This is a genomic window from Pseudomonas sp. SIMBA_041 (assembly GCF_046535095.1).
Taxonomy (GTDB): domain Bacteria; phylum Pseudomonadota; class Gammaproteobacteria; order Pseudomonadales; family Pseudomonadaceae; genus Aquipseudomonas; species Aquipseudomonas mucoides.
The window spans coordinates 49824-66234 of sequence record NZ_JAWRXJ010000006.1; the positions used below are offsets into that span (position 1 = coordinate 49824).

A 16411-nucleotide genomic window follows, 5' to 3' on the forward strand; every position below is an offset into this window, starting at 1 on the left:
GAGAGCATACAATGAGCACAATACAGCAACAGCCGTTTTCCGGACGTCTACTTATGGTGGGCTACGGCAGCATTGGACGAGGTGTGCTACCTCTGTTGCTGCGGCATATTGCCATTGAGCCGTCCAAATTAACCATCATTTGCCCTTCGGCTGCCGCTGGCGAAGCTGCGCAACAATTTGGCGTGACTGTGTTGCAGGAGGCATTGACTGAGGGCAATTTTCGCCAATGCCTTGAAGCGCAGCTTCAAGCCGGAGACTTCTTGCTCAACTTATCCGTGGAGGTTTCCAGCCAAGCGTTACTCGCCTTCTGCCAGGCACATCAAATTCTATATCTGGATACATGCACCGAACCCTGGGCAGGCGGGTATAACGAGACAGATCAGGAACCGGAAGAACGCACCAATTATGCGTTGCGACATGGTGTGCTGGCCCTGCGTGGCAGCAACGACACAGCCACGGCGATCATTACGCATGGCGCGAACCCCGGACTGGTCTCGCATCTGGTCAAGCGAGCGCTGGAAAATCTTGCAAGCGACCTCGGCCAAACGCTGCCTCCATCCATACAACGTCAGGACTGGGCCCGATTGGCACAAGCGCTGGGCGTGAAAGTGATTCATATCGCCGAATACGACTCGCAATGTGCTGATCACCTTAAGGAAACGGGTGAATTCGTCAATACATGGTCGGTGGAAGGCTTTATTGCGGAGGCCTGCCAGCCCGCAGAACTGGGCTGGGGTAGTCATGAACGTGCGCTGCCTGCAGACGCGCGCCGGCATCCCTATGGCAGTCAAGCTGCCATTTTTTTGGAACGACCAGGCGCCGCTACACCGGTGTATACCTGGACGCCTGGTGTTGGGCCGACACTGGGCCTGCTCGTCACGCACAGCGAAGCGATCTCTATTTCCGAGTACCTGACGGTGGGGGATGGTAAACATCCGAGCTACCGGCCGACGGTACATTATGCTTATCGGCCCTGCGACGACGCGCTCCTCTCGCTTCACGAGCTGGCGGCGCATCATTGGCAGCCACAAGCTCGCCAACGACTGCTCGAAGATGACATCACGGTGGGCAGCGACGAATTAGGCGTTCTGTTGCTTGGTCATAAGCGTAACGCCTACTGGTATGGATCGCGGCTCGACATCGACACGGCACGAGCACTCTGCCCCTACAACAGTGCTACCAGCCTCCAAGTCACAGCGGCGGTCATGGCCGGCGTTGTCTGGAGTCTTCGTAATCCTCGGCGAGGGATTCTTGAGCCAGATGATCTACCACACCGCGACATTCTAGAGCTTTGCACCCCTTACCTGGGCGAACTGAACGGATTTTATAGCGACTGGACGCCACTCGCAGGACGTCAGTCGATGTTTCCTCAGCCCAACATCGACCCCGACGACCCATGGCAATTCCGTAACTTTCGGGCGGGCTGGTGACGAATTGTAGAGGCATCGGGAGCCACCACCTACGCTTCAGGTGCCTTCTCCAACGCCTTCGACCGCCTGGGCATAGCACTGAGTGGCTTCGGTCACCAAGCGTGTTCTTTCGTCTCGATCAATAAATCCTTGTTTCAGATATTCCTCGGCGAGGCCCAGCAGCTCCTCCTATTGCTCTTGTGCGGTCATTCGGATTTCTGGCCGTTCCAGAAGTTTGTGCCAGGTTGCTAATGCTTGCCCTTTTCGATCTTCGTACATGGCCATGACTCCATTGTCAGTGTTCAGTAGAGGGGCATGACAGCGACTGTGTTCCTGAAATTTGAGCATGTACGGGTGCAGCCGTTGAATCGCGAAAAAACGATAGGCGAGTGATTGTCTGGAGCAAAAACTTCTGAGATCAGAGCCGTCCGTCGGCAATCCTTCAGAACGCAAAAAATGAAGCGAACTTCGATCGACACATAGCATTCTTAAGTTATGCCTGTGCTGGCCATGCCAGGCTGCCTGTGTAACTCCTCATTGCCCGCATCGATGTGCGGGCTTTTTTTGAACAGTGTTTGAAAACTCCAGGATCACTGCGATACGCCAACGTCCTTATTGGATGTCAGACGGCATATTCGTGCGCCGCTCCTTCGGGCATTAATCGTAACAGAGCCATGCCAAAGGATCGGCCACGCTTAGGCAGTGAGAGATTTTAGCTGGCATCTGCTTCCTAATAATTTACCGATGTTCATCCGTTATCGCGGCAGTGCCATCAATCAGGCAGACCTTTTCCTCATCCGCCCCATGAGCACGCTGGCCGCGCGATAGCTGCAGCGAACTTAGAAGTTGATCCCGAGCCAGATACCAATAAAAGCAGTCAGCACCGTCGGGACAAGCATCCTTTTCCGAAAGCGCATACGCTAGTTCGCGAATTTTCGATTCGTCAATCATTGCCCTTTCTCCTGCGGTTTGAATCCAGCGGTGGTTACGCTGAAGCAGAACAATACAAACGACGGCGAAGACGCCTGGTATTTCGCCCCCCCTCTCTTCCCCCATGCTCAGTTTTTTTACCGGTTATCAATCTTGATGAACTCAGCGCGCCTCCATGCATCAACCTCAAACAATAGGCGTAGGAGGATTAGCAAAGATGGCTACCCCACAAGAAAATTTGCTTGATTGGCTGCGAGATGCGCACGCGATGGAACAGCAAGCCGAGAAAATGCTCAAAGCCCAATCCGAGCGGTTGGAGCATTATCCGAAGCTCAAAGCCCGGATTGACTTTCACATTCAGGAGACGCTGGGTCAACAAACGCTGATTGAGGAATGTCTGAGCAGGCTCGGCGGCAGTTCATCCACGATCAAAGATATGACTGCTAAGTTAATGGCGTTTGGCCAAGCCGTTGGCGGGTCATAGATGAGTGATGAAGTCATCAAGGGGACGATAGCTGGCTACGTTTTTGAAAGCGTTGAGATCGCCGCCTACACTGTTTTGATTGCTGCTGCAAAAGCAGTCGGAGACACGCTGACTCAAGCCGCTTGCGAGGAGATCTTGCCCCAGGAAGAGGCGATGGCTGGATGGCTCTTGGAACATCTTCCTGAGCTCACCCAAGCGTTCCTTGCCCGCTCAGAAGATCCGAACCTGGAAGCAAAAAAGCAAACAAGTAGAAAAACCAGACGACGTTGCAGTCACAACGTCGTCCAAGTCCGACCAAGCTCTATTTGGATTCCATCGTCGCAGCTTGATTGCCGCCTTGTTCAGCGATCTTCGACAGCTTCTCATCCGTAGCTTTTTCTTCTGCCAATGTGGCGGCAAGAAGATCGGCTGCGTCTTTCAAATTTAAATGTTTGGCCATGGCAATCAAAGTGCCATAACTCGCGATCTCGTAGTGCTCAACTTTTTGCGCAGCACCGATCAATCCCGCATCCAGCACAGCGCCTTTCTCGATTTCTTCCAATAGTTCTTTCGATTCTTCGACCAATCCTTCCATAGCCACGCATTTCATGCGTTTGAGTTTTAATCCGGTCAACTCTACCAGTTGATCGATGCGTTCAATTTGCCCTTGGGTTTCTTCCAAGTGAGCATTAAAGGCCTCAGCCAGGAGCGGGTTCGTAGCCGCTCGTGCCATGCGCGGCAGCGCACGAGTGATCTGTTTCTCGGCGCTGTAAATGTCGGACAACTCGTGGACAAAAAGGTCTTCAACAGTTTTTCTCGCCATTTTAATTACTCCTCTCCACTGTGTTCGCGTCACCGTAGTGGACGCATTATTTGCATATCCACACTTGTGGCCTGCAAAAGGAGAAGACCGATGGCCTTCGGAACGTGTTCAATTTTTTTGAGACAGTGGTGCCTGCGTGCTCATCCCAACGCCGTATCGAGAAACATCATTACTCCGAAGCCCAGCATAAGCCCGAGCGTCGCCGGCGTTTCGTGACCATTACGATGGGTCTCCGGGATGACTTCGTGTGAAACCACGAAGATCATCGCGCCTGCCGCGAGGCCAAGCGCGATGGGATAACCCAAAGCAAAACTGCTTGAGATACCCAAACCGATAACGGCTCCTAGCGGCTCCATCAACCCTGAGCCGACTGCAATCAGTGCTGCACGGCGCGTCGAGATGCCGGTCACCCTCAACGCCAGGGCAATTGCCAGCCCTTCAGGAATGTCCTGGATGGCAATCGCAGTCGTCAATGGCAGTCCTACCTTCATGTCGCCGGTCGCAAAACTAACACCAATAGCCATGCCTTCCGGCAGATTGTGCAGCGTGATGGCAAGAACAAACGGCCAGATGCGATTAATGCGCCGAGCCTCGGGGCCACGTTTTCCGCTTTCCACATGCTCATGCGGCACGAAGCGATCTAGGCCGATCATCAACGCCACACCCAGCCCCAGACCGACAACGACAATGCTCGCCGCCAGCAACTGGTTGTCCGATATCTGCCTGGCCGCTTCGATGCCCGGAAGAATGAGCGAAAACGAACTGGCGGCGAGCATCATGCCAGCGGCGAAGCCCAACATAATGTCTTGGGTGCGGGAGGCAATGTCGCGCAGGATGATCGCCGCGATTGCACCCAGCGCCGTGGCAGCGAACCCTGCCAGGCCGCCCAGGAAAGCCAGATGCAAAAAATCTCTCCTGGCACCCACGAAGGCGCCGTAGCCGCTAATGATCAGCAGAACAACGACGCCTGCGAGCACGCACCAAAAGAACCAGCCCATCCATCCCGACTGAGAAATCTGGACAAACCAGGATCTTTCCGGTGACCGAAGCGGAGCGGACGGTTCGGACATACGCCTCTCCTAACTATTAGCCATACGGAACACAGATCTGTTGAGGTTATTGCGTAACTCTCTGGATACACGCATGGCCTCACGTTCAAAGGACAATGCCGTCGCAAAAAACAAGTTTAGCGAATCCACATCGAATCGTTCGGTGATGGAAAAAGTGAGCATTACGTTCACCTCGATAAGCTGGGTTAGGGAACACAGCGTCCTACAGCGCTATCCGGTAGAGCATTCATTAATGCGGGAACCCACCGGTGAGCGTGACGTGCTAACCGGGCTGCTCGGTTCGCCTTAGTACAGGGCTCGACTATTGACGTCGAGCCCGTATTCTCAAAGAACATGAACAACTCCCAATCCGACCCTGCCGACGCACCGAAGCAATTAACCTTTGCTGTGCTCCGGTGACGTTGGCCCTTCCTTGACTCCGCGAGGGCCGGCAAGACCCCACACTATCCATCCAATGACGGGAAAAATGATGAGGCCGATGATCCAAGCCGCCTTGATACCCCCGGTTTTATCGGTTCGAGAAACGCTGACAATTATCCAAAGGTCGACGAGAAAAATAATTATGGCGGCAGCGATCCAAAAATAGTGGGTTAGCTCAGACATGATTCTGATACTCCAGAGGTGTGTAATGTTTAGGCCACGGTCGGTCATTGCTGTTCAAAATGTCGAAAAGTGTCTGGCGGCGTTAGACAGGGATCAATCTGCCCAGGGCTGGTTAACAATAAAACACTGACTGGTGTCAGTTCTTTAAAGTAATCCTCATGAAGCGCCATACCGATCAGCCCTCTTGGGCAATGATTGAAATCTTGCCGTTGCGCTCAATGATCGCAAACTTAATTTCTTCCAGTTTTTCAATGCCTTGGCTGGACCGTGCAGCCTCCATGATGTCGGCTTCCACCAGTCGCGCGTGGCGTAACCGTTGATGCAACAGCTTGCCGTTCTCGACGATGATCGTGGGTTCACCATCAATCAAACGTGAGACCCAGCCCGAACGTTGTTTGAGCAATGAAAAACCAACATCGATAGCGATCAGGGTGACGATAACAAGCATCGAATTGGTCAGTGAAAAATCATCGCCCAGCAGCGCTTGCTGAGTGGCTTCGCCAATGATCATCAGCAATACAAAATCGAAGGTGGTCAGCTCGGCCAGCGAGCGTCGGCCGGCAATCTTAAACAGCACCATGAGCGCCACATACATCGCTGCCGCACGCAATACCGAATCCATAGGGTCACCTAGGGGAATATGAACTGATTTAGTGTCACACCAGGGCTACCGGGCGTAGTGACGTGACTACGAAAAAAACCTAATCCGTCGCCGCGCAGCGTGAGATACAAGGTGGCCTGCCCCTGATTGTCGGTTTGTACCCAGACGCGCATGCCCTGAGACAAACTTCTGCTGCGCAACGGTTCAGGCTGCAGCGACTCGATGCTGAAGCCCTCTAACATTTCCCCGGACAAATCCAGTTCGATTTGTGTTTCAGGTTTTCCGTTCACGCTGATCTTCATCGAATTCATTGAGCCGTTACGGTGGAACATCTCGTATTCCACCCTGACGCTGCCATCCATACTGTTTACATCTCGGGTACTGAGCAGCCCACGAGAGAACAGGCCAATCAAGCCGCACACCATCAGCAACACCAGTAAGTACCAACCGATCCGCTCAAAACGCCAAACCTTCATCTGGTAGGACATGTCTTCGCAAATTGGGTAATCACGACTCTGTAGATCCGGGTGCTCGGCATCATCCTTCATCATTTTCACCTCACTCTCCAAGCAATGCCTGACTATGGAAATGGGGTAGCCGTCGTAATGCATACTCTGTTGCCTCTGTTTGTACCTGGCAACGGGTGCCGAAAAAACGATGCTCCTGACAAAATACGCTTTTGACTTCTTTAGATTGAAACGCCCAAGCGAAGCAGATGGTGCCCGCCGGAATGCCGTCAACATCTTCTGGGCCGAGAATGCCCGTCGTCGCCACCGCGACGTTGGCTGTGCTGTCTTGCAAAGCGCCTAAGGCCATCTCCTTGGCAACTTCCACGCTTGTCAGATTGAATGTTTTGATGGTGTAAGCGCTGACATGAAGGAGACGTTGCTTGGCTTGCGGTGAATAAACCACATACCCACATTCGATGAACGCGCCGCTACCTTCGACCTCAGACAACAGCGTCACGATTTTACCGGCGGTGCACGACTCGGCCGTGGTCAGGACCAGGGAATGTTTACGTAGATAAGCGACGGTGTCGTCAGCGATGGCCATGATTAACTCTCGCAGGCTTTTCGTTGCTGCCAGCCTGGTAATCTTCTCCCGCGACTGCGAGGAGATACGCTTGATCAGCTTGCACTCTCAAATCTCGCCACTCGTTCCAAGACACGAGGCCTAACCGATCCATTTCATTGCTTTGACGAACTAGTTCTTCATGGTAAGCATCGGGACAGTCCATACGCAGCTGCCTGTTTTCCAGTGCGCAATGCCAGACATCAAGGGCACGCAGTCTCGCCTCTTGAGCCGGCGTCAGCAGATTTTTGAAGGCATTCATTTCATTCGTCCGACCCGGATATTTCTTGGTTGAGCAGTCGCTCTACGATTTGGTTCAGATCGACTGACGAGAAGCAGGCGGCATTCAGCGCAACCTGTCCACCCGCTGGCGGTTCTTTAAGAAAGTTACGAATGTGCTGCCGAAACCGTATTGCACGCTACTTGCGAACACTGACCGGCCCGTTTTTGACATCCATCACCAAACGCTTGGAATATGCGTAAATAATCGGCGTTAATCAGTACTTGCCATTCTGGGTGCCACTGGATTGCCAACGCGAAAGCTTGGCTGTCTTCCACGGACAGACCCTCCACCAGCCCATCCTCTGCTACCGCCTCGAGGCGCAGCCCATGTCCCACCCTGGCAATGCCCTGACTGTGAACAGAATTGACCTCAATAATGCCCTCCAACCCCAGTCGGGACAGTGCGCCGCCCGGGTTTATCGTGATTGCATGGGAGCGGGCATATTGTTTCTCAATCGATTCGCCATTAGCAGGATGGTGCTCGGGCCTGGCCCCATCCAGCCTCTGCACCAGAGTCCCCCCAAAAGCTACGTTTAATTCCTTGAGACCGCGGCAGATGCCGAGCGATGGAAGGCCGGCTTCACAGCCGCGCGCCAGAGCGGTAGGGTAAGGTGATCACGAGCGGCATCAAGTTCTGCACCTGGTGGGCTCGGTGGACCGCCGTAATGTGTGGGGTTTACATTGGAAGGAGAGCCTGTGAACAGCAGTCCGTCCAAGCCCTCAATGATGTCGGCAGGGTCAAGCAGCTGTGGAAATTGAGGCAAAATAAGCGGTAACCCTTTGGCTGCAGAAATAACGGCCTGTGCATATTTGTCGTCAACCATCTGAACGGCGTGTGAATCGATTTGCCATGAGCAAGCAGTGATTCCGATTCTTGGGAGGCTAGACATAGAGCGCTCCGTTTAAAAGATAGCGACCGGCCCCAGAATTGTCAGTGCAAATGGTTATCTGCTTAATTGCTCGGCGACGGCAGCTCGTAGGCAGCGCCCGTTCGCTGAGCGGACGGACGCGCTTCGTTGGTTATTTCTTGGCTTCCTTGTCAGGATCTGCCGAGCGTTCGAGAAATGCTTCGGTCAGCTGCGGCAAATGCTCGAGCAGCCAGTCCGCCATCGCAACTTCCTGTGGCAGTATCTTTTCGCAGGCTTTCTGGGTCTGCGTGTCGCCCGCCGCTTGCGCCGCTGCGATCAGCACGGTGTAGCTGGCGATTTCCATATTCTCAAATACGTAACCTGCCATCGCCCCTTTGATGACTTCGTCACTCATCAACGATCCGCCGACGGCTTGGCCAAACGCCATCAGCTTGCCGCCCAAATCCTTGATGGTCGATGAGTCACCGCCCAAGCGCTTCAGGCATTCGTCGATCAATTTCTGCTGGCCCAGCGTCTCTTCAATGTGCTGATCGATACGCGCCTTGAGCTGTGGATAATGCTCCAGACGTTTGGATTGCGCCTTGAGCATTTGCTCAGCTTGTTGCTCCATGGCGTGGGCGTCACGCAGCCAGTCGAGCAGGTTTTCCTGTGGGGTAGCCATGTCAAATCCTCTTTCCGCTGATTTCTCAGTCATTCGCAGGAGCGCCGAGTGGTGACCCGCGTATCCCGGGGACCGCACGCAGAGCGCGCGATTTTGCTTGGTTAAATCCCTTTCTCGGCCTGCGTACCAGAGCCCAGATCCGCACCAGTGACTGGCTCGCTATTGGGGTCGGACATCGTCCGGGCTTTCAGATTTTCGAGCAATGCTTCGTCGGCGCTGTCCAGCTGCACCGTAGCCAGCCCATCGCCACCGTCGACGGCCGGCGCCGGAGTCTCGACGAATTCCCAATCGTCACCCTGGTTCCACGGTCCGCGCATACTTTCCGTGCCCTGCGACATGTTGAAATAGACATTGGTAAATTCAGGCATGCCCGGAAGCTTGCCTTGCGGAAAGTTTGGCTGGATCGCGTGCAGGGCTTTTTCAAAGGACAGCTGATGTGCGATCTCACGCGTCATTAGAAAACCCAACGCCTCTTTTACGCCCGGATCATCGGTGACATTCATCAAGCGTTCGTAGACGATCTTCGCCCGCGCTTCAGCGGCAATGTTGGAGCGCATGTCCGCCGTGGGTTCACCGATGGTGTCTACGTAGGCCGCAGTCCATGGCACACCGGCCGAATTGGTCAGTGGCGAGCCGGCGCCATACAGAAGGCTGGTAATGTGTGAATCGTTGCCTGCACCATTCAGCGAACGGTACAGCTCACCTTCCTCCTCGACACCTTCGGCCATCCGTCCCTTGGCGCCTTTATTGAGCATGACGATGATCGATCCAACGATCTCCAAATGACTAAGCTCTTCGGTGGCAATGTCCATCAGCAGGTCTTTACGGCCAGGATCATCCTCGGCCAAGGCCTGGGTGAAGTAACGCGACGCCGCCGCCAACTCGCCTTGCGCGCCACCGAACTGTTCCAGTAAAAGATTGGCAAGGCCAGGGTTGGGTTGAGCGACACGTACAGTGTATTGAAGTCGCTTGTTATGTAGAAACATGACAAATCTCCTCAGTTTTGAAAAGCGCGGCGGCATGCACGGGTTAAACACCGCCTACTCTTTTGTGAAACATCGGCGTTGCGAAAATTTCAAAAAAAAACAACTTTCAGGACCAGTGGTTGAATGCGCCGAACAAGCGAAACGGCGAATGGGCGCTGCGATCTGGCATCCACCGGACCGGGCTTCACCGGTGTCGTCTCGTTAATGCCTCCTGGGGGTCATTGCGGGGCGGCTGGTTTAGCGCCACTTCTGAGAGCTGCGTAATTCACCGGTCAGCGAGATTACGACACACACGTCGCTCCTTGACGGGTGTAGGGCATTCACCCAGCGGCGATACCGCAGCGTTTTGGCGAGCCCCCCAGTTCTTGTGTTCGCCGTTCGTCGATTATTTCAGCTCCTAAACATTGAAAATGGAACAAGGTCGAACCAAGGCTTTTCTAACTGTTAAGCCCGACTTCTAAAGGCGAGCTGCTCATGCATAAACTCCTATTTGCCCGTGCCATGCACGGGCGTTTTTAATGAGTGTCGCTAATTGCACGCATGCAAATTGGCAGTGTTATGCGGAGCGTTCGATGAATAGTGAAAAAGCTCAAAAAGAAAATAATCCTGTCTGCCCGCACAACTATATTCGTAACGGTTATCTCGGATTGCAGATAGATGTTTATTACTGCATGGAATGTGGTGAGTCACAAGTTGCAGTGCAATGGAAAAAATTTGAATTGCGCAACGCCCCACCGCGTGGATTGCTGAATAAATCGACTTGATCGCTCACTGCACGAAAGATTCGCCATTTCTCCTTCACTTTGCCCGTTTAAGCGGCACGTCAACGTCACGCCAATATGCCGATGAGCAATCACCTGATGAACAAGTGGACCCGCTACGTCACCGCATGGGTCCTTATCCGACCGTTAGCAATAATCGACTTTTATAGATATAAGACTGGCTGTTACTCCTCCTCGACGCGGCTGGCTTCGCCTTTTGCAGGCCATTCGCTATCCGCCGTCGACGTTTCGCGAGCACGTTCGGGTTCGTGCAAATCCTGCCATTCGCCGTCGGCAGGTTCAGACGCAATTACTCCAGTGTGTGGGGTCTCCCTCTCGAGCTGGTCTTGGGCGAGCCGCCAATAAAATTCCTCAGCGCCGTCAGGACGCGCATCCTTTTCCCACAGCTCGTAAGCTCTTTGCCGGATTTGCGCTTCACCATTCATGGTCATTCCTCCTACGATCGAGTTTTTTATCTGTGAAATGCGGGACCTTCCATATTTAAGGGTTGAATCAACTCACAAAGGTTCAACCTATTTTTTCAGCAAGCTACGCTGAGACATCGCGTTATCCAAACGGGTGAGCAGGTCCAAATACCCACGTTCTGATGACTTCATCTACCGGTACTGCGGTCTCCATTTTCCATGCGTTCACGCACCCCGCCGCCCACCTCACGTCCACTTTCCATGGGTTTGTATAGCGAGCCAGACGTAGGCGCTGCCGAAGGCGCCTGTTCCATTTGATATTTATGCGCGACGTCAGCAGAAAATCGCTCGGTGAAATCGGGTGCAAGTTGATGCGACCAGATCGAACTCCTGGCTTTCCAGCCGACCGGGATTTCCTCGCTGGGATGGAGGGTCGCTCGGACAATGGCATCGATAACGATTGGCGGGTCGTCCATGCTCGCCATGCGCGGGGTGTGCCCGCTGTAATTGGCAGCACGTTCCCACCAGGGCGTATCGACTGCCCACGGCATCACCGTCGATACCGTAAGGGTGTCGGTGTTGCTCAAGCGAATTTCTTCGTTGAGCGTACGACCCAGACTGAGTACCGCCGCTTTCGACGCGGCATAAGAGCTCTGATAAGCGAGCGGCACTTCGCTGTCGACCGAACCGACATGGATCAGCGCGCCATGCCCCTGCAAACGAAACTGTTTCATCGCGACGAAACTGCCATTGACCACGCCTTTCAAGGTCACGTCGATCACCCGCGAATGATCCTCCAACGGAATGTCTTCAAAGCGGCCGATCGCGCCAATCCCGGCGTTATTGATCCAGCGTCGACCGTGCCGAATCTCGCGAGGGTCGCTCTCATCAATTTATGCATATCTTCCGGATTGGCGACATCGGCGGTTACCACCAGCGCCTTGCAGCCGGCCTGCCTTATCTGGCTGGCAACTTCTTCCAACAATGCCGTGCGCCGGGCAGCCACAACGACGTTAACGCGTAGTTGCCCGAGGGCCAAAGCCGTACCACGCCCAAATCCGCTTGAAGCTCCGGTGATAACAATGGTCTTGCCCATCAGGGCTGCCTTGTCGGCGGGGCTCAATCCGGATGTCGCGCAGGCCGATAACGTCGCGGCACATACCAAAATGAACAGGAAACGAACAGAAGGGATCATTACCAATTCCTCGACAACGGTACGTGTCCATTCGATGCCCGGCCGCGCGGCTTAGTTGGGAAAAATACGGGCTGTTCCGATAATCGGTGAAGCACCGGCGAGGCGCAAACCGCTCATCAGCGCCGTTCGCAAATTCTTGAACCCTGCGCAGAGCCATCCTTCTACCGAACACTGCCGTGGCAGCATTGCGTCGCCATGGGCCACCGGAGGACGTTCCAGTGAATCAACAACAATTGATTGCCACCCACTCACACCCCGATGCTACTCACGGACCCAATCTCGGGTCACCCGAACGCGCATTGTCGATTGCCATCGGCGCCGTCGTGTTGATCAACGGTTTACGCATCGGTGGCGCTGGAGGAATTCTGCAAGTAGCCCTTGGGACGCTAGGCCTGATCCGCGGCGCATCGGGCCACTGCGCGGTGAAAAAAGCCTTGACGCCGACTCCGTTCGAGGAGGTGTTCCAGCAGGAACACGGTTGGAAAAACAGCGAGGCAGTGACGCGCAGCATCACCATCGGCAAGCCTCGAAGCGACGTGTTTGCCTTTATCAAAGAACCTCAGAACATCGGCGAACTGATCCCTTGGGTCAACACCGTGGAACGGACAGGGGATAGGTCAACGCGCTGGACAGCAACGGCTGCGATGGGACGCAAACTGCAGTGTAATCTTGAGCTGCAAGAACAGCAGCCCGACACACTCCTGCGCTGGGACACCGGCGTCGATTCAATGTGGCGGCATGATATTGCCCTGCACTTCAGCGACGCGCCGGGCGATCGCGGCACCCAAGTCAAAGCAGTGATTGTCGGCAAGCCTGGCTTGGGTAAACTCGGTTATGCAGCGGCTTCGGCCATCGCCGGTTTTACGGATAAGGCGTTGTTGAACCTGCTTCACAGCATCAAACAACGGCTGGAAACCGGTGAAGTGAGTACCAACCACCTACAACCGGAGCTGTCTGCCGACTTCTTCTACCTGCATCCGCACACTGACGAAGCAGCGATGACTCAACGCTCGCCGACACAGTCAGTGAAGACCGGAATCGCTTTGAAAGGAGGACATCTCTGATGCGCGCACTCACCTGGCAAGGTCCGAACAAACTTCAGGTCGACAACGTACCCGACCCGACGATTCTCAATCCGCGAGACGCGATCATCCGCGTCATTCTATCTTCGGTCTGCGGGTCTGATTTGCATTTGCTCGGCGGCTACGTGCCGTCGATGAAGCCCGGCGACATCATCGGCCACGAATTTCTTGGCGAAGTGGTCGACGCAGGCTCTGGCGTGACCGGCTTCAAGAAAGGCGATAGGGTCATTACCATTTCCATCATCGGCTGCGGCAATTGCGAGCATTGTCGGCGTAGCGATTTCGCTTGCTGCGACAACTCCAACCCGAACCCGAGCATCACTGATATCGCCTACGGTCAGCCATGCTGCGGCATCATTGGTTACAGCCATGCGTTCGGCGGATACGCCGGCAGTCATGCGACGTATATTCGCGTACCGTTCGCCGACGTCAATCTGTTCGCCGTGCCCGAAGGCGTCAGCGATGAGCAGGCCGTGTTTGTCTCCGATGCGGCACCTACGGGCTACTTCGCGGCAGACAACGCCGACATTCATCAGGGCGATACAGTCGCGGTCTGGGGCTGCGGCGGTGTCGGGCAGATGGCAATTCGCAGCGCTTATTTACTCGGCGCGGAACGAGTAATTGCGATTGATCGCTTTCCCGATCGTCTGCAAATGGCCGAATCGCGTGGTGGCGCATTGACCATAAACTACGAAACGACCAACGTTCATGACGCGTTGCTGGAACTGACCGGCGGCCGCGGACCCGATCGCTGCATCGATTGCGTGGGAATGGAGGCACACGGCACCGAGCTCGATTACGCGTACGACAAAGCCAAGCAAATGCTGCGCTTGCACACCGAACGCGGCACAGTGCTGCGCCAATCTATACGCGCTTGCCGCAAGGGTGGCACCGTCTCGGTGGTGGGTGTCTATGGCGGTTTGCTCGACAAGTTTCCGATGGGCGCGATCGTCAATAAATCGTTGACGTTGCGTTCCGGCCAACAGCCGGGGCAGCGATACGCAAAGCGCCTGTTTGAGCACATCCAACATGGTGAACTCGATCCTTCCTATCTGTTGACGCATCCGATGAGCCTTGAGGACGCTCCCGAAGGCTATTCGATGTTCAAGGACAAATCCGGGCAGTGCATGCGAGCAGTATTTCAACCTACGCGGTAGTCGACTTTTGTGAACCGCTTTACAAAATGCGTAGCCCACACGCTGGGCAAAAGGTGTAATGAAGAAGCTGGCGCGCTATTGCCGTGGCTCTAAGTTCTATGCGAAGCCACTGCCTGCGCTTTCCACAGCGCTTTGAACGGCCCATCGCGTTTGATTAGATCCTCAGAAATGCCGTCTTCGACAATCTGCCCTTCGTGCAGGATGACGAGTCGGCCGAGATTGGCCAGGGTGGACAAACGATGCACAATGGCAATAACCGTTCGCCCGCGCATCAATGCCGTGGGCGCTGTAGGAATGATCGACTCGGTTTGCGAATAGAGCGTCGACGTAGTTTCGTCCCGCTCAAAGATCGGCGAGTTCTTCAGAAATGCCCGAGCCAGGCCGAGGCGTCTTCGTTGACCGCCGGACTGGATCGCCCCGCGCTCACCGATAAACGTGCCGTAACCGTGTGGCAAGGCGCGAATGAATACATCGCAATACGCTTGTTTGGCCGCGTCCAAGACGTGTTGATCGGTGGCCTTTGGCGTAAGCGATGTTCTCAAAGATGCTGCGATTGAACAGCGCTGCATCCTGCGGGACCACCGCGGTCTGTTGGCGCGAGCTGTTCTGGCTGATCGATTGAATGTCGCGGTCGCCGATCAGGATGATGCCGCTGCGCATGTCATCAAGACGTTACAGCATATTGATTAAATTCGATTTTCCTGCGCCGGATGAACCGACAATGCCCACGGTCTGTTCTGCAGGAATTTCGAGAGACAGACGCTTAAATACCTCGCGACCGTCCGGGTAGTTGTAGCTAACATCGATAAATTTCATCGCTCCGCGTGGCCATTGTACTTCTTCCGTTTCGTCCGACAACGCATGGGCTGGACGATAATGCGCAAGGTTTCAGAAATGTCGCCCAGCTGATGAGAAATGTCGACGAGTGCCAACGCCAGATCTTAAGTACCATGCAAAATGCGGAAGGTCAGCGCACTCATCATCACGAAATCGCCCTCCGTGATGCTGGCCCGACCCGCACCGACTGCAACGCAAAATCGATGTGCCGTTTGCGCCCGCGAATGCCGAAAAAAGTAACCAGCAGACCGGCCAACAACACACAAGCGATCAGGCGCCGGCCATGCCAATACGCTCTACATAAAACAACCGCCCCGATAAAGTTCATGCCCCGACGGAATGATCTCGCATGCCAGACCACTATCAATCGAGCCCGCGCCCCTGCCGAGGAAATTCGAATAGCCTGCGGACCGGAGAAATGCTGCGAGAAATAGCGCACGGGATGACCCGTCAGATAGGCGAAGAGGTCGGCGCGCAGATTGGCAAAACTGGCGACCACCATGCGGCAACCGAGCCAACAGCCGAAACGTCAGAAAATATTTTCCAGCACGAACAAGCCGAGGAACACATAAACGGAAGCCGGAAGCCGGAAGCCGGAAGCCGGAAGCCGGAAGCCGGTGGCATGATCGCCCAGGGTTATGACATCCACCAGCAATTGCATGCCCGTATTGCACAGCCGCCGCGCAGCTTGCCGCACCGACTATTAGAAACAGCATGTCATCGAAGTACCAGGGACGCCACAGTACGTAGCGCCAGAGAAACGCTATCGGCAGGTCGGGTAAGGTCGGCTTCTGGCCGTGCTCCTCCCTTTCTATGGCGGTCGATATCGGAAATGGATTCGGTGCAAGGTAGCGCGAGCCGTTGCGTCAATTGCTGCATCGCCAACCCGAGCGGGTGGCACGGTCGCGCTGGCCTTCGCCGTCGGTATAGCCGAACAGGCCGGCCTGGCAATAGCCTCAAACAGGATAATCGAGGATCGGCTACCACCATATTCCTCGATGGGCACGCCGCGGCGCCTGGCCAATTCTACCGTCGACGACATAGGCCAGCCACGGCAGACGGTCATCGCCTTCTGCACCGGTTTCCGAGATAAACATTGGCCGCCCGTACCGCTGGTGCACTTCGCTGAGCATGCCTGCCAGCGGTCGATACCGGGGGCGCCCTGAGTAGAGTCGAAGCGTGGAAG

The 16411-nt window shown here is 54.9% G+C and carries 20 protein-coding genes and 3 pseudogenes; 6 read left to right on the forward strand and 17 right to left on the reverse strand.

Annotated features, from left to right (window positions below; all coding sequences use genetic code 11):
* The first annotated feature begins 11 nt into the window (after positions 1–11).
* Positions 12–1430, forward strand: coding sequence for a homospermidine synthase (locus SB725_RS15605; protein WP_410922159.1), 1419 nt, complete (start codon positions 12–14; stop codon positions 1428–1430).
* Between the two features lie 717 nt (positions 1431–2147).
* Here the strand turns inward: SB725_RS15605 and SB725_RS15610 are convergent.
* Positions 2148–2360, reverse strand: coding sequence for a DUF2934 domain-containing protein (locus tag SB725_RS15610; protein ID WP_410922160.1), 213 nt, complete (start codon positions 2358–2360; stop codon positions 2148–2150).
* A 196-nt stretch (positions 2361–2556) separates the two neighbouring features.
* Between SB725_RS15610 and SB725_RS15615 the strand changes: the two are divergent.
* Positions 2557–3063: pseudogene (locus SB725_RS15615) on the forward strand (ferritin-like domain-containing protein); the annotation flags it as partial.
* 61 nt (positions 3064–3124) lie between these two features.
* Here the strand turns inward: SB725_RS15615 and SB725_RS15620 are convergent.
* The 10 genes and pseudogenes from SB725_RS15620 to SB725_RS15665 all read right to left on the reverse strand — a co-directional run bounded on the left by SB725_RS15620 (position 3125) and on the right by SB725_RS15665 (position 9768).
* Positions 3125–3625 carry a ferritin-like domain-containing protein gene (locus tag SB725_RS15620; protein ID WP_410922161.1) on the reverse strand — a complete coding sequence of 167 codons (501 nt, stop codon included), beginning with the start codon at positions 3623–3625 and terminating at the stop codon, positions 3125–3127.
* 140 nt (positions 3626–3765) lie between these two features.
* Entirely contained in the window at positions 3766–4623 is an 858-nt protein-coding gene (locus SB725_RS15625) for a ZIP family metal transporter (protein WP_410922431.1), read from the reverse strand.
* 447 nt (positions 4624–5070) lie between these two features.
* A complete protein-coding gene (locus tag SB725_RS15630) occupies positions 5071–5298 on the reverse strand; it encodes a PLD nuclease N-terminal domain-containing protein (protein ID WP_410922162.1) in 228 nt (75 codons plus the stop codon).
* A 175-nt stretch (positions 5299–5473) separates the two neighbouring features.
* The gene (locus SB725_RS15635; RefSeq protein ID WP_410922163.1) at positions 5474–5920 is read right to left on the reverse strand and encodes a DUF421 domain-containing protein; all 447 of its coding nucleotides are present in this window, start codon (positions 5918–5920) and stop codon (positions 5474–5476) included.
* Between the two features lie 8 nt (positions 5921–5928).
* On the reverse strand, positions 5929–6450 hold the full coding sequence (locus tag SB725_RS15640) for a hypothetical protein (RefSeq protein ID WP_410922432.1): 522 nt from the start codon (positions 6448–6450) through the stop codon (positions 5929–5931).
* Between the two features lie 7 nt (positions 6451–6457).
* Complete coding sequence (locus tag SB725_RS15645) at positions 6458–6952, reverse strand: CinA family protein (RefSeq protein WP_410922165.1); 495 nt, start codon at positions 6950–6952, stop codon at positions 6458–6460.
* Complete coding sequence (locus SB725_RS15650) at positions 6939–7232, reverse strand: hypothetical protein (RefSeq protein ID WP_410922166.1); 294 nt, start codon at positions 7230–7232, stop codon at positions 6939–6941. The genes SB725_RS15645 and SB725_RS15650 overlap by 14 nt, the downstream gene beginning before the upstream one ends.
* A gap of 125 nt (positions 7233–7357) precedes the next feature.
* Positions 7358–8142: pseudogene (locus SB725_RS15655) on the reverse strand (gamma-glutamyl-gamma-aminobutyrate hydrolase family protein).
* Positions 8143–8272: 130 nt separating this feature from the next.
* Entirely contained in the window at positions 8273–8782 is a 510-nt protein-coding gene (locus SB725_RS15660; RefSeq protein WP_410922167.1) for a ferritin-like domain-containing protein, read from the reverse strand.
* A gap of 101 nt (positions 8783–8883) precedes the next feature.
* Positions 8884–9768 (reverse strand): manganese catalase family protein, encoded by an 885-nt coding sequence (locus SB725_RS15665; RefSeq protein ID WP_410922168.1) that lies wholly within the window; start codon positions 9766–9768, stop codon positions 8884–8886.
* Between the two features lie 572 nt (positions 9769–10340).
* Between SB725_RS15665 and SB725_RS15670 the strand changes: the two genes are divergently transcribed.
* Complete coding sequence (locus SB725_RS15670; protein ID WP_410922169.1) at positions 10341–10532, forward strand: hypothetical protein; 192 nt, start codon at positions 10341–10343, stop codon at positions 10530–10532.
* Between the two features lie 182 nt (positions 10533–10714).
* Here SB725_RS15670 and SB725_RS15675 read toward each other — a convergent pair whose 3' ends face one another.
* The gene (locus SB725_RS15675) at positions 10715–10975 is read right to left on the reverse strand and encodes a DUF2934 domain-containing protein (protein ID WP_410922170.1); all 261 of its coding nucleotides are present in this window, start codon (positions 10973–10975) and stop codon (positions 10715–10717) included.
* A gap of 167 nt (positions 10976–11142) precedes the next feature.
* A pseudogene (locus tag SB725_RS15680) lies at positions 11143–12149 on the reverse strand (SDR family NAD(P)-dependent oxidoreductase).
* Positions 12150–12367: 218 nt separating this feature from the next.
* Between SB725_RS15680 and SB725_RS15685 the strand changes: the two are divergent.
* Both SB725_RS15685 and SB725_RS15690 read left to right on the forward strand, forming a co-directional pair.
* On the forward strand, positions 12368–13213 hold the full coding sequence (locus SB725_RS15685) for an SRPBCC family protein (protein ID WP_410922171.1): 846 nt from the start codon (positions 12368–12370) through the stop codon (positions 13211–13213).
* On the forward strand, positions 13213–14388 hold the full coding sequence (locus SB725_RS15690) for a zinc-dependent alcohol dehydrogenase (RefSeq protein WP_410922172.1): 1176 nt from the start codon (positions 13213–13215) through the stop codon (positions 14386–14388). Before SB725_RS15685 ends, SB725_RS15690 begins: the two co-directional genes overlap by 1 nt.
* Positions 14389–14477: 89 nt before the next feature.
* On the opposite strand, the gene SB725_RS15695 is transcribed toward SB725_RS15690, so the two are convergent.
* Positions 14478–14888 carry a hypothetical protein gene (locus SB725_RS15695; RefSeq protein ID WP_410922173.1) on the reverse strand — a complete coding sequence of 137 codons (411 nt, stop codon included), beginning with the start codon at positions 14886–14888 and terminating at the stop codon, positions 14478–14480.
* A 13-nt stretch (positions 14889–14901) separates the two neighbouring features.
* On the opposite strand from SB725_RS15695, the gene SB725_RS15700 reads away from it, so the two are divergent.
* Positions 14902–15078 carry a hypothetical protein gene (locus tag SB725_RS15700; RefSeq protein ID WP_410922174.1) on the forward strand — a complete coding sequence of 59 codons (177 nt, stop codon included), beginning with the start codon at positions 14902–14904 and terminating at the stop codon, positions 15076–15078.
* Here SB725_RS15700 and SB725_RS15705 read toward each other — a convergent pair.
* The 3 genes from SB725_RS15705 to SB725_RS15715 form a co-directional block, all read right to left on the reverse strand.
* Complete coding sequence (locus SB725_RS15705; protein WP_410922175.1) at positions 15061–15204, reverse strand: ATP-binding cassette domain-containing protein; 144 nt, start codon at positions 15202–15204, stop codon at positions 15061–15063. The two genes, SB725_RS15700 and SB725_RS15705, sit on opposite strands and share 18 nt — an antisense overlap.
* A 166-nt stretch (positions 15205–15370) precedes the next feature.
* Complete coding sequence (locus tag SB725_RS15710; protein ID WP_410922176.1) at positions 15371–15727, reverse strand: hypothetical protein; 357 nt, start codon at positions 15725–15727, stop codon at positions 15371–15373.
* 27 nt (positions 15728–15754) lie between these two features.
* Positions 15755–15886: a hypothetical protein gene (locus tag SB725_RS15715; RefSeq protein WP_410922177.1), complete on the reverse strand. Its 132-nt coding sequence runs from the start codon at positions 15884–15886 to the stop codon at positions 15755–15757.
* Between the last annotated feature and the right edge of the window lie 525 nt (positions 15887–16411).

Excerpts from the sequence above, each read along its gene's own strand:
- SB725_RS15710 (WP_410922176.1), bottom strand. The coding sequence starts at position 15,727 with ATGGTGGTCGCCAGTTTTGCCAATCTGCGCGCCGACCTCTTCGCCTAT.
- SB725_RS15675 (WP_410922170.1), bottom strand. The coding sequence starts at position 10,975 with ATGAATGGTGAAGCGCAAATCCGGCAAAGAGCTTACGAGCTGTGGGAA.
- SB725_RS15690 (WP_410922172.1), top strand. The coding sequence starts at position 13,213 with ATGCGCGCACTCACCTGGCAAGGTCCGAACAAACTTCAGGTCGACAAC.
- SB725_RS15640 (WP_410922432.1), bottom strand. The coding sequence starts at position 6,450 with ATGATGAAGGATGATGCCGAGCACCCGGATCTACAGAGTCGTGATTAC.
- SB725_RS15605 (WP_410922159.1), top strand. The coding sequence starts at position 12 with ATGAGCACAATACAGCAACAGCCGTTTTCCGGACGTCTACTTATGGTG.
- SB725_RS15660 (WP_410922167.1), bottom strand. The coding sequence starts at position 8,782 with ATGGCTACCCCACAGGAAAACCTGCTCGACTGGCTGCGTGACGCCCAC.
- SB725_RS15625 (WP_410922431.1), bottom strand. The coding sequence starts at position 4,623 with ATGGGCTGGTTCTTTTGGTGCGTGCTCGCAGGCGTCGTTGTTCTGCTG.
- SB725_RS15715 (WP_410922177.1), bottom strand. The coding sequence starts at position 15,886 with ATGCAATTGCTGGTGGATGTCATAACCCTGGGCGATCATGCCACCGGC.
- SB725_RS15705 (WP_410922175.1), bottom strand. The coding sequence starts at position 15,204 with ATGAAATTTATCGATGTTAGCTACAACTACCCGGACGGTCGCGAGGTA.
- SB725_RS15665 (WP_410922168.1), bottom strand. The coding sequence starts at position 9,768 with ATGTTTCTACATAACAAGCGACTTCAATACACTGTACGTGTCGCTCAA.
- SB725_RS15630 (WP_410922162.1), bottom strand. The coding sequence starts at position 5,298 with ATGTCTGAGCTAACCCACTATTTTTGGATCGCTGCCGCCATAATTATT.
- SB725_RS15645 (WP_410922165.1), bottom strand. The coding sequence starts at position 6,952 with ATGGCCATCGCTGACGACACCGTCGCTTATCTACGTAAACATTCCCTG.
- SB725_RS15670 (WP_410922169.1), top strand. The coding sequence starts at position 10,341 with ATGAATAGTGAAAAAGCTCAAAAAGAAAATAATCCTGTCTGCCCGCAC.
- SB725_RS15650 (WP_410922166.1), bottom strand. The coding sequence starts at position 7,232 with ATGAATGCCTTCAAAAATCTGCTGACGCCGGCTCAAGAGGCGAGACTG.
- SB725_RS15620 (WP_410922161.1), bottom strand. The coding sequence starts at position 3,625 with ATGGCGAGAAAAACTGTTGAAGACCTTTTTGTCCACGAGTTGTCCGAC.
- SB725_RS15635 (WP_410922163.1), bottom strand. The coding sequence starts at position 5,920 with ATGGATTCGGTATTGCGTGCGGCAGCGATGTATGTGGCGCTCATGGTG.
- SB725_RS15610 (WP_410922160.1), bottom strand. The coding sequence starts at position 2,360 with ATGATTGACGAATCGAAAATTCGCGAACTAGCGTATGCGCTTTCGGAA.